Annotated in this window: 10 protein-coding genes; 5 read left to right on the top strand and 5 right to left on the bottom strand. The window is 44.2% G+C overall.

Features of this window, described 5'->3' with window-relative positions:
* The first annotated feature begins 36 nt into the window (after positions 1-36).
* From NFI81_RS22695 to NFI81_RS22685, 3 genes are all read left to right on the top strand, one after another.
* Positions 37-1,137, top strand: a complete 1,101-nt coding sequence (locus NFI81_RS22695; RefSeq protein WP_234615765.1) for a DNA topoisomerase IB — start codon at positions 37-39, stop codon at positions 1,135-1,137.
* A gap of 29 nt (positions 1,138-1,166) precedes the next feature.
* Positions 1,167-2,126, top strand: coding sequence for a lipid A deacylase LpxR family protein (locus tag NFI81_RS22690; RefSeq protein WP_234615764.1), 960 nt, complete (start codon positions 1,167-1,169; stop codon positions 2,124-2,126).
* A gap of 141 nt (positions 2,127-2,267) precedes the next feature.
* On the top strand, positions 2,268-2,735 hold the full coding sequence (locus NFI81_RS22685; RefSeq protein WP_234615763.1) for a ferritin-like domain-containing protein: 468 nt from the start codon (positions 2,268-2,270) through the stop codon (positions 2,733-2,735).
* 89 nt (positions 2,736-2,824) lie between these two features.
* On the opposite strand, the gene lolA1 is transcribed toward NFI81_RS22685, so the two are convergent.
* The 5 genes from lolA1 to NFI81_RS22660 form a co-directional block, all read right to left on the bottom strand.
* Positions 2,825-3,475, bottom strand: a complete 651-nt coding sequence (gene lolA1 / locus NFI81_RS22680; RefSeq protein ID WP_310587741.1) for an outer membrane lipoprotein periplasmic chaperone LolA1 — start codon at positions 3,473-3,475, stop codon at positions 2,825-2,827.
* A 91-nt stretch (positions 3,476-3,566) separates the two neighbouring features.
* Positions 3,567-6,101: an FtsK/SpoIIIE family DNA translocase gene (locus tag NFI81_RS22675; protein WP_234615762.1), complete on the bottom strand. Its 2,535-nt coding sequence runs from the start codon at positions 6,099-6,101 to the stop codon at positions 3,567-3,569.
* Between the two features lie 38 nt (positions 6,102-6,139).
* Positions 6,140-7,171, bottom strand: coding sequence for a quinone-dependent dihydroorotate dehydrogenase (locus NFI81_RS22670; RefSeq protein ID WP_234615761.1), 1,032 nt, complete (start codon positions 7,169-7,171; stop codon positions 6,140-6,142).
* Between the two features lie 63 nt (positions 7,172-7,234).
* Positions 7,235-7,723, bottom strand: a complete 489-nt coding sequence (locus tag NFI81_RS22665; protein ID WP_234615760.1) for a DUF6036 family nucleotidyltransferase — start codon at positions 7,721-7,723, stop codon at positions 7,235-7,237.
* Positions 7,714-7,917, bottom strand: coding sequence for a hypothetical protein (locus NFI81_RS22660; protein WP_234615759.1), 204 nt, complete (start codon positions 7,915-7,917; stop codon positions 7,714-7,716). The genes NFI81_RS22665 and NFI81_RS22660 overlap by 10 nt, the downstream gene beginning before the upstream one ends.
* A 396-nt stretch (positions 7,918-8,313) precedes the next feature.
* Between NFI81_RS22660 and NFI81_RS22655 the strand changes: the two genes are divergently transcribed.
* On the top strand, positions 8,314-10,638 hold the full coding sequence (locus NFI81_RS22655; RefSeq protein ID WP_234615758.1) for a TonB-dependent receptor: 2,325 nt from the start codon (positions 8,314-8,316) through the stop codon (positions 10,636-10,638).
* Between the two features lie 278 nt (positions 10,639-10,916).
* Positions 10,917-11,630: a hypothetical protein gene (locus tag NFI81_RS22650; protein ID WP_234615757.1), complete on the top strand. Its 714-nt coding sequence runs from the start codon at positions 10,917-10,919 to the stop codon at positions 11,628-11,630.
* The last annotated feature ends 64 nt before the right edge of the window (positions 11,631-11,694 follow it).

Below are 11,694 nucleotides of genomic sequence, written 5' to 3'. Positions count from 1 at the left end.
ATAGTGAGTCGAAATATAGTTTAACAGTACAAATCTATGTCGGTAGCCGTAGCAGTTGGAACGTTGACAGAAGCGCCCGTCATCACTGCCAAACAATTTAAAAAATTAAGAAAGGACCCTGCACTTACAGCCGCTGCTGCGGGTCTTAATTACATCCAATCCGGTAATGCCCCTGGTTTTCTCAGGAAAGGCAAAGCGCCGCGATTTTATTACCTTGATACACTAGGGATCAGGGTAAAAGACAAAGCTCAGATCAAAAGGATCAAGAGCCTGGTGCTGCCCCCTGCCTGGCGGGAAGTATGGATCAGCGAGGACCCGGACACGCATCTTCAAGCGACCGGAATCGACGAAGCGGGCAGAAAGCAATATCGCTATCACCCGCATTGGAACCTGATCCGCAACCAGACAAAATATTATCGCCTTCTGACATTCTCGGACGCCCTTCCACAGCTTAGGGAGCAGGTGGAGCATGATTTGCGCAAGCATAGTTTTGATCTTGACAAATCCATTGCTCTGGTCATCAAGATTATGGACAAAACCTGTATACGGGTGGGAAATCAGCGTTATAAATTAAAGCATGGCTCCTCAGGAATCACCACGCTGGACGCGCGTTGCGCCAGTGTGAAAGGCAACACAATCCGATTTATGTTTACGGGAAAAAAAGGCATCAAACAGGACATTACATTAAGGGACACGCAGTTGGCCAGATTGGTAAAGCAATACAAGGAAATGCCAGGAAAGCGGCTGTTCCAATACACGCAGGAAAATGGATCCCGATGTTCGCTGAATGCGCATCAAGTAAATGATTATATCCGAAAATATACCGGATCCAATTTCTCCGCAAAGGATTTTCGGACCTGGATGGGCACCGTAACTGCATTCGAATATCTGAGCCATCAGGAAAAATATGAGACGCAGCGGCAGTTGACACGGACATTGAATACGTGTTTAGACGTGGTGGCGGCACATTTGGGAAATACCCGGACTGTTTGTAAAAAATATTATGTGCATCCCGCGGTTTTCCGTGCTTATGAAAACGGAAAGATCCAGCGGTTCCTCAATAAACAGGTGGAAGAGATCAAACTTTTCACAGACAGCGAGCAACACGTAAAGTCTTTACTCGCACATCAGGTCTAGACTTGGAGGAATAGCGTATATATAACACTATGCGATATATTCTTATCCTTGCTTTTTTGTGTGTTCAAAAACCTGCTCTGGCGCAGCGGATCGATCAAACTGCTTTATTTAGAAATGTTGCAGGCGATAAATATGTCAGGCTGCATTACGACAATGATTTTTTTGCCAAAAGCGATTATTATTACACCCAGGGTTACAGTTTTGAATTAATTACACCGGGTTTAAGAAAAAATCCACTGAACAAACTTCTCTTACGTACGGGCCGGTCCATGCAATATGGACTGGCTTTTGAACATTACGGCTTCACCCCTACCAGCATTTCAAGTGATGCCATTTTATACAATGATCGCCCTTTTGCCGGATGCATCATGCTAAAATCATTTCGTATTTCAGTTGATACGCTTAAAAAAACACGATTGGTTGCTATCCTGAGCACCGGAATGATAGGCCCCGTAGCTTTTGCCGGAAAAATGCAGACGAAAATTCACGAATGGACAGGCGACCGAGATCCGAGAGGCTGGCAAAATCAGATTAAAAATGATTTGATCATCAATTATGCAGTCCAGTTTCAGAAACAGGTTTTCAATTACAAAAATCACGTCGCACTCAATACTGAAACCCAAATGCAAATGGGCACATTAACTAACAAAGCGCAGGCGGGATTAACAGTGAGGCTCGGAAAGTTTTATTCTCCATTTGACAATGCGCCTGTAAAATTAACCCGGAAACTTCAATGCTACATTTACAATCAGCCACTTATTGGATTCAATGCATATGACGCCACATTACAGGGCGGCTTGTTCTCCACAAATAGTCCCTACAAATTGAGATCGTCTCAAATTAACAGAGTGACGTTTCAGGACAATTTCGGTTTGGTTGTGCAGTACTGGCGCATTTATCTGGAATATTATCAGTCCTTTCTTACCAGAGAATTCCACACCGGAATGGACCACCGCTGGGGAGGGGTTAAAGTTGGTATCGCCTTGTAATCCGTGCAAAAAGAACTACATATACGTTCAGTTCGGAATCTTTAAGCAGTCCTTTTAATCCAAATTGGCTGATGGCACAGCATTTTTAGACTGGTCTTTAATATTGAATAAACTTATCACAAACTCAAAATAGGCATAGTTATGGAAACCAATGAAAATCTTATTGAAGTTTTGAATGACTTGATAAAAATCAATAACGACCGTATCGACGGTTATGAGAAAGCGGTTGAGGAAGTAGAGGACATTGACCTTGATTTGAGAGGGATATTTCAAAAGATGGCAAACGAAAGCCGTCAGAATATTAATGAGCTGAGTGCCGAGGTGAGAAATTTGGGAGGAGAGATTGCGACGGGCACTACAAATTCGGGAAAGATTTACAGAGTTTGGATGGATATTAAAGCAACATTCACAGGCCACGACAGAACTTCGGTTCTTGAAAGCTGCGAATATGGCGAAGATGCAGCTCAGGAAGCATATGACGATGCATTGGCAACAGATACAGATCTGCCGGTAAACATCAGACAAATTATTGCCAATCAAAAAGCGGAGTTGCTGGAATCGCATAACCTGATTAAGAAATATCGGGATTTGCACCAGGCTGTTAATTAATTATCAGTGCACGATTTGCTTAGATTAGATAAGAAAAGGCGGCGGGATCAAAAGATTCCGCCGCCTTGCTTTTTGTATGACTAAAAAAATTATCTGAGGTCTACAACTTCCACCCCTGGATATTGTTTTGCATTAAATGCAAAATAAGTGTCCGCAACAGTAACATCCGGCTGGAATTCATTCACTGTATAAGTCACTTCCTGGCCATTTTTCTGGAATATTGTCCAGCTGCTAATGGATTTATCGGCCTTGTTCACGGCGATCTGCACTTTGTTCACCTGGCTATCTTTTTTAGTAGGCGTCAGTTCAACCACTTCCAGCGACTTCGCACCTTCTTTTTGCTCTTTCAGGAAAGCGTATTTGAAACCCTTCTTGTATGCCGTGTAAATTTTTGTCGGGTCCAAATCGCCTGTTGCTGTTGGATCAAAGTCCTGAAGGTTGACTTCATTGGTCTCCTTAATGTAAGTCGCCATCAGCTTTCCATCATTAAATATCTCCTGGCCAGCCATTTTAAGCCTGAATTTTGTTCCTTTCACCGTTGCTTCTCCTTTGAGCGGTTTCCCTCCTTCCGGTGTGTAAGTGAATACGGCCTTGAAAGATTTTATTTTCTGGTATTTGTTGCTCATTGCTTCCAGAATGGCCGACGATTTTTTGTCTCCCTGGGCATTGGCCGACGTCGCCGACAAGCCAGAGATTACCATTGCTGCGAAGAAATAGGCACTGATTCTGAAACTTTTCATATAAAGCGTTTTGGTTCTTAGTAAGTTAAAAAGGGTGTGAAACAGTTTTGCTACAAATTTTAGACCAATAGCAATCGGAATGGTTTAATGGCTAGATCAAGCCTCTCATGCGAAGTTGTTCTTCAAGACCGCTCAGATCGTGGAACATGACGTCGCGCGCCTTACTTCCTGTGAATGGACCCACCACACCTAACAACTCCAGCTGATCCATAATCCTGCCGGCGCGGTTGTAGCCGAGCTTCATCTTGCGCTGGATTAAGGAAGTGCTTCCCTGCTGGTGGGTAACAATGAGCCTGGCAGCGTCTGGAAGTAATCCGTCAAAATCATCCGGATTCAGGTCTGCTTTGCCATCGGATGCATCCTCGCCTTCATATTCCGGCAATGCATAGGCGTCATCATAACCTCTTTGTGCACCAATAAACTCGCAGACATCTTCTATTTCTCTGGTGTCGATGAACGGACATTGCAGCCGGATCACTTCTGAGTTGATTGCCAGAAGCATATCACCCTGGCCAACCAGTTGTTCTGCACCACCCATATCCAAAATGGTGCGGGAGTCAATGCTGGATGTTACACGGAAAGAAAGACGTGCTGGGAAGTTGGCCTTAATAAGACCCGTAATAACCTTAACAGAAGGGCGTTGTGTGGCAACGACCAAGTGAATACCAACGGCACGTGCTAGCTGGGCAAGTCGCGCAATGGGCGTTTCAACCTCTTTTCCGGCTGTCATCATTAAATCCGCAAGCTCATCGATAACGAGCACGATATAGGGAAGAAAGCGATGTCCTTTTTCAGGGTTCAGGCGTCTTTGGGCGAACTTGGCATTGTATTCTTTCAGGTTACGAACTGACGCTTCTTTCAGCAGATCGTAGCGCGAGTCCATTTCTATACACAACGAATTGAGTGTGAAAATTACCTTTTTTGTATCGGTAATGATCGCCTCCTCCGCATTAGGGAGCTTAGCCAGGAAGTGTCTTTCCAGTTTGTTGAATAATGTTAGTTCAACCTTTTTAGGATCAACCAATACGAACTTCAACTCTGCGGGATGCTTTTTATAAATCAGTGAAGCCAGGATCACATTTAAGCCCACAGACTTTCCTTGTCCCGTTGCCCCGGCCATTAGAAGGTGAGGCATTTTCGCCAGATCGACGATATGAATGTCGTTTGAAATTGTTTTCCCCAACACAATCGGCAAATCGTAATTTGCTTTCATGAACTTTTCGCTGGACAAAACAGAGCGGATGAAAACGGTTTCCCGGTTCTTATTCGGCACCTCAATACCAATTGTTCCTCTTCCGGGCATCGGCGCGATGATACGGATCCCCAGTGCTGCCAAACTCAATGCAATGTCGCCTTCCAGGTTCTTGATTTTCGAGATCCTGACCCCTGCTTCCGGGATGATTTCGTATAATGTTACTGTCGGCCCGATCGTGGCTTTGATCTTCGAAATGTTGATCCCGTAACTTCCAAGTGTGTCTACGATCCGCGTTTTATTACTTTCCAGCTCTTCCTGACTTACTTTTTCATGCTGGTTATCCACTGCATCATTCAGCAGTCCTATGCTTGGAAACTGATAAGTCGGCAAATCCAGCATCGGGTCATATTGACCAAATTCACGCAGGACGGTTGCATTAATATCCTCATCCTCAAACTCCTCTTCCTCAACCTGACCATTGGAATGAACGGTTGTATCCTCTACTTCAAGTTCTAATTTCAGCGGCGTCGTTGGGATGGTTGTAACAGGTGTTGGCTTTACCGGGACAAAAACCGGCGCAGCATTAGCAACAACTTCGATCTTTGGCTCGGTTTCCAGCTCAATAACCGGCTTAACCGGCTGCGCTTTTTCCTCAACTACCAATTCCTCGTCGTCATATGTATCATTAACCACGGACGTAAAATTGCGCTGTTCTGCAACCACTTTTTCCTCGGCTCCCGGAACGGCATCTTCCTTTGTATCCGGGCCAACGTCAGGTCTCGCATTTTTAAGCTGCCAGGCTTCATACGCAGATTTGGCATCATAAAAGAAAACGGCGAACACAAACAGTGCGAAGATGATCGGAATGACGCTCCCCCATTTAAGCCAGTCAAAAAGCGTCACATTGATCATATAACCAATGCCGCCCGAAACGAAGCTTAATGTGTTTTCTTTATTGCTCATCAGGACCACGTAGCCCATCATGACACTCAGCCATAAAGTAAAGAAAATCACTTCCTTAGTGGTTCTGGTCAAGGATAAAAGTTCCTTTCCAAAAGCCATTTTCCAACCTGCAATAAATGGCACAAGCGGGAGTAAAAGCGCGCCTACGCCAAACCAGCGATAGACAAAAAAATGGGAGACGACCGCACCCAGCACGCCAAAGAAATTGCGCGTTTGCCGTCCTGCGTCACGAATGGATTCTTGCCCGATGCCATCAATAACGCTCTGGTCCGAGAGGCCGGTGATGATGTAGGAAAGGAAAGAAATTTCCATGATGAGGCCGAGCACAATGAAAAAAGTGCCCCAGGCCAAGATGTTCTTTGGATTGGAAAAAATGTGGTCCCAATCTAACGATATTCGAAAACCGGGACTGCTTGTTTCTTCTGTTTTTTGGCGCTGAGTATTTCCTCTGAGCTTATTTACTGACATTTAGCTTCAATTCTGGGATGCGTGAAGTGGTATTTCTCTTACTTTCTGACCAAAGATTTGCAAATGTCTTTTACCAAATCTGGCCCTTCATATATAAATCCTGTGTATAGTTGCAGCAAGCTGGCTCCTGCATTTTTTTTATCAATGGCTTCCTTCGCCGAACCGATTCCGCCAACTCCGATAACGGGAAACGCATGGTTGGACTTATCGCAAATGTAACGAATTACTTCCGTCGCACGGTGTGCAAGCGGCGCGCCGCTCAGTCCGCCCGCTCCTGCTGCTTCAATTTCAGCCTGGCTCGTACGAAGGTCTGCCCGGCTGATGGTGGTGTTAGTAGCGATAACGCCTGCGATCCCGGTTTCTTTTACAATGTCAATAATATCATCCAGCTGACTTAGGGTCAGGTCTGGAGCGATCTTTAAAAATATGGGTTTTGGATTAAATTTTTCTTTATTCTTTTTCTGAAGTTCGCGTAATAGCGCAGTAAGTGGTTCTTTTTCCTGCAAATCCCGTAATCCGGGCGTATTGGGTGAGCTTACATTGACAACAAAATAATCGACAACATCAAATAGCTGCCTGAAACAGATCAAATAGTCGTCCAGTGCCTGCTCGTTTGGCGTGTCTTTATTTTTTCCAATGTTCCCGCCTACCAGGATTTTCGATTTCCGGTTAGCCAGTTTCGCGGCCGCAACTGCTGCGCCTTTATTATTAAAACCCATCCTGTTAATGAGCGCCTTATCTTTTTTCAGCCTGAATAATCTCGGCTTCTCATTGCCTGGCTGCGGCCTTGGCGTCACCGTCCCGATTTCGATAAAGCCAAAGCCCAATGCTTCCAGCTCGTCCACCATTTCCGCATTCTTATCAAATCCGGCCGCCAGTCCCACGGGATTACGAAATCTCAATCCAGCCACTTCCTGAACCAAATCCGGGTGATCGTAAGTATAAAGGGATCTTAATATTTGCGGGACAAAGGGAATTTTAAAAGCGAACCGCAGTAGTTCACAGACAAAATAATGGATGCTTTCAGCATCAAACAGGAAAAGTATAGGAGAAACGAGAATTTTATACATCCTGCAAAAATATGATCTTTCAGAAGAAGCCTCTGTCGGTTGCAGGATTTTTATTTATGAGGTTTAGTCATTCTTGCTGTCTGCATCATTCTGTAACTTCAAAAAGTCATCGATCATGATAACGTCGCGAATATCCTGAGGTCGGCGGGCTAAAATTTTTACCTCCCGAAGATCATTTAAATGCAAAAAATGGATTGTTGCACCATGAGGGCTTTCGAATTTCCTTGACCGACCGAAAACTTGTGAAAAGTCAAATAGGCGATGAATGCTGGTCAATATATCAATTTGGCCTTCGAAGCCAAAAACCTGTGGCTGAGTAAAATCCAATAATTCGAGTTTTGCCAACGCACTTTCATCCAAATCCATACAACGAAAAACCGACACGAGCCGGGCACCGTTTTCTTTCGTTGGGTTAATCCAGATATCTACGTCATTAGTAGCTCTGTTTAAACCGTTAAGAAAAAGGGCAAAACCTCCAATTACAATATATTCAAGTTTTTGCTCCTGAGCACATTTAGTGAACTGGACAAACTCATTATTTTCTAAATCCATTCTGGTTTACGAATCGTAAGTGTGCGGCGAGATCCTTTGGGTTTCACTAATCCAAGAAATGCGTCCATTTTCGCTTTATTTTCAAAAAACTTAACAAAGCGCTCGGCCGGACTTTCTTTCATACTGTCCAGCATCGCCTGAAAATATGGCTCGCCTTTATCTTTATAGAAAGTGATTACTCTTTTCTTTTCCATTTGTCCTATTGTCAGGTAAACAAATATACTGAAAACCTATCCGCTCTTTCGAAAAGGCATTTGAGCAAAAAGGATAAAACTTAAACTGTATTTTGCCAAACACACTTTTAAAATACATCAATTCTTAATTTTTTTATAATTTTATGTAATTAATCAGATATTCTGCGCGTTACAAATGTTCCTGCCTGGATGAGCCGGTTGCCTTTTCGTTAACACGGTTTTATCCAAAACACACGCTTCATTTACTTGATTGGTAACTTAACTCCTAATAAAAATCTAAAACCTATACCCGTGAAAAGAACTCCGTTTCTTAACTTTTCTGCCCTATTTCTATTCAGTGTTTTATTTTTTGATTCTGTCCAAGTTTTTGCCAATCCTATTTTTGACACAAAAAACGTGTACGTAGACGGAGGCAAGCTTATCGGGAAAATTGTTGAATCTCCCGGCAATGTCGGCGTCAGTTTTGCTACGATCGCCTTGCTCGCTTCCAAAGATTCGTCACTGGCCAGTGGAAGTGTTGCTGATGAAAACGGCGCATTCAGCATTGCCAATGTTACGCCAGGAAAATATGTGCTGCGGGTTACCAATATGGGATACCAAACATTATTTGTTCCCAATATCAATGTTTCGGCGGAAGCCAGCTTATTGGATCTGGGAAACATTACAATCCTGCCGGAGGCGCAAAAACTGAATGAGGTAATCGTTAAGGGTGAGAAAAGCATGATCGTGGATGACATTGATAAGAAGATCGTCAACATCGGAAAGGATATGCTTGCAACCAGCAATAATGTAAGCGATCTGCTTGAAAAAGTGCCCGCTGTTTCGCTGGATGAAAACGGAAATCCGCAAGTTCGGGGTAAAGGCAATGTGGTGGTTCTGATCGATGGCAAACCTTCAAATTTATATGGCAGCGATTTGCCCACCATTCTTCAATCTTTCCCCGCAAACCTTATCGAGCGCATTGACGTAATGACCACGCCATCGGCCAAATACGAAGGCGAGGGCGCTTCGGGTGTGATCGACATTATTACGAAAAAAACAAAAATACGTGGCACAAACGGCGGTTTGCGCGCAAGCCTGGGCAACAAAAACAACCATAGCGCATCGGGTAACCTGAGCTATCGCATGGGAAAAGTGGGTGTGAATGCTTCGCTGAGCGGCCAATCCAGAAATATGACCTGGAAGAGAAATCTGAGCCGCGATAATTTTATTTCAGAAAACACTTCACACCTTGAACAAACCGGAACGGGCGGCAACAAAGGAAAAAATGCTTTCGGACGTATTGGTGTCAATTACGATATCAATGATAAAAATTCGCTTGAACTGGGCGTAAACTATTCGCGTGACCAGAGCCGTAATAACAGCAACCTGTTAAATGAAACCAGCTTCGCTTCCGGTAACGCAACCGAGAGATTTAACCGCCTGAACAACAGCAAAGGGAATGGTGAGAACCTAAACTTCAACCTGGATTACCGTAAGAAATTTGATGATAAAGATCATCAGCTCACCTTCACCTCCAGTTATTCTCTTGGCGAGTCGGACGGTGAATCTTACTACAATCAGGAAAGCGAGATCGATAGTCTGATGCGCAATCAGCAAAACCTGCGCGACAACAAACGCCACTCCCTATTTCTCAACACAGATTACACCTGGCCGATCACCAAGAAAGCAACATTGCAAGTGGGTTTGCGCTCGCGTATGAGTGCTAACGACAACACCAACGCTTTTTATAACATGTCGAAGGAAACCGGAAGCTACGTGTTTGACCCGAACATTAGCAACGTATTTGGCTATAAGGACGCGACTTACACGGGTTTCATGACATTTTCCCAAAAAACAGATCTCTGGGGCATGCGTGCGGGACTGCGCGTAACAGATTACAACCAGGACATTAATCAGATAAGCATTAACCGCGCATTCAATGTACATTTCCTTACGCTTGTGCCAAGCCTCGCGCTAACCCGTAAGCTAGGGGAATCTGCTCAGCTGAAACTGAATTACAGCCGTCGCGTGCAACGGCCGGAAGCGGATTGGCTCAACCCTTATACCGACGTTTCGGATCCGAGGAACATTCAATCCGGGAACCCTACGCTGAAACCTGAATTTACGCATAAGGCCGAAATGGGCTATTCCAATTACGAAGCTTCGGGCGGCTGGGGACCATCATTGTTCATGGATTATTCCAATAATGCCATCACCCGCATCAGGACGATTGACGAAACCGGCATATCATTAACGCAGTTTGCAAACGTGGGACGCGAGCTTTCTTATGGACTTGAAACCGACTTTTCCCAAACCCTTTTTGAAGTGCTGAAAATCAATGGCAGCGGCCGGGTTTTCAGAAGTGAGGTTGTATCCCAAGTCGCACAAATTGACAACAGAACTTGGAGTTACTCAGGAAACCTGAATGCGTTCATAACGCTTCCTGCGGATTTCCGGGCATCGGCTTATATCAATTATGAAGGGCCCAGGGCTATTGCGCAGGGAACGCGTGAAGGTGTATTTATTGCCAATATGGGTATTCGTAAGGAGCTTTTGGAAAAAAAGGCAACAATCTCCTTTAACGTTCAGGACATATTTTTGTCGAGGGCTTACAAAAGCCAGTTGAATACGGCTACTTACTCCCAAAATTCCCTCTGGCAGCAGACAAACCGGTTGGTTAACCTGACCTTCCAATATCGCTTTGGGAAAATAAGTGCTAACGGGGGCGATGATGCCTGATTTAAAGTAACCACATGATAGCAAAGGGAAGGGTTTTGACTCTTCCCTTTTTGCATTCTACGCATCACTTGATGTACAAAAACAGCTATTTCATCAACAAACGGCCTCAGTATTCCGTAAGTCTTACCAGTGGAATGGTTTTTGCAAAACACGCAATGCAGTAGTGGAATTATTTGACTTAATTAAACCCTGAACGAAAAACTTGATCTAACCCAACGAAAAACACATCGTTTTTTTAAGACTTGTGATCCGTTATCCACATCAAAAACAACATTGACATGAAAAAATCATTGAATATTTTATCCGCACTGCTGCTGGTTTCCGTCCTTTCATTTGGACAAAAAGTGCCTGCTGATTCTATTTTTTCAAATTTTTACAAAGCCACAGGCGGTAAAGCATTGTGGGATGGTGTAAAAACAATCAGTTTGAAAAGGAGTTATACCGCTGCCTCTGCGGCTCCATACGATGCTAACATGACCGTTTCAATTCCGGAGCAATCTATTTCGAAGTCCAAAACCATCATGAAACGCAGCTTTGTGTACACGGTGAAAGGCAACGAAGGTTGGATCAAAGTGCCGATCGGACAGAGAACAGACGTAAAGGACCTGAGCCAGGCCGAACAGCAAAATATGCGTTGGGAAATGTATGAGCTGCTGGTGCCTTTTATGGATTATAAAAACAGGGGCTTGATTGCTACCACTGTGGGCATTGAAACATTAAACAGTGTTCCGGTAACGCAGGTGGAATTACAAGGAAAAGGTGTGAAATATAACCTCTATTTCGACTCAAAAACAGGTCTTTTGCAAAGGGTTCGTAAGAATTTGGCCGGTGTGGAAACAACCACGGATATGTCCAACTATACAAAATCGGCATACGGCATTTTATATCCTACGAAATTGGTCGAAATTAATAGTTTAGACAAAAAACCGGTAACCGTAGTTTCAACGGCCAACATTAATAGCCAGGTTGCACCTGAATTATTTAGACGATAGACGCAGGTGCTGGCGTGAATTTTATAGCACGAGGTAACTTATCACCTGTGCCCTGAGTCGGGGC

Origin of the sequence: Dyadobacter fanqingshengii, from assembly GCF_023822005.2 — a bacterium.
In the GTDB taxonomy this organism is placed as follows: domain Bacteria; phylum Bacteroidota; class Bacteroidia; order Cytophagales; family Spirosomataceae; genus Dyadobacter; species Dyadobacter fanqingshengii.
Note: the sequence above shows the minus strand (reverse complement) of the source record. Positions and strands in the feature narration are given on the sequence as shown.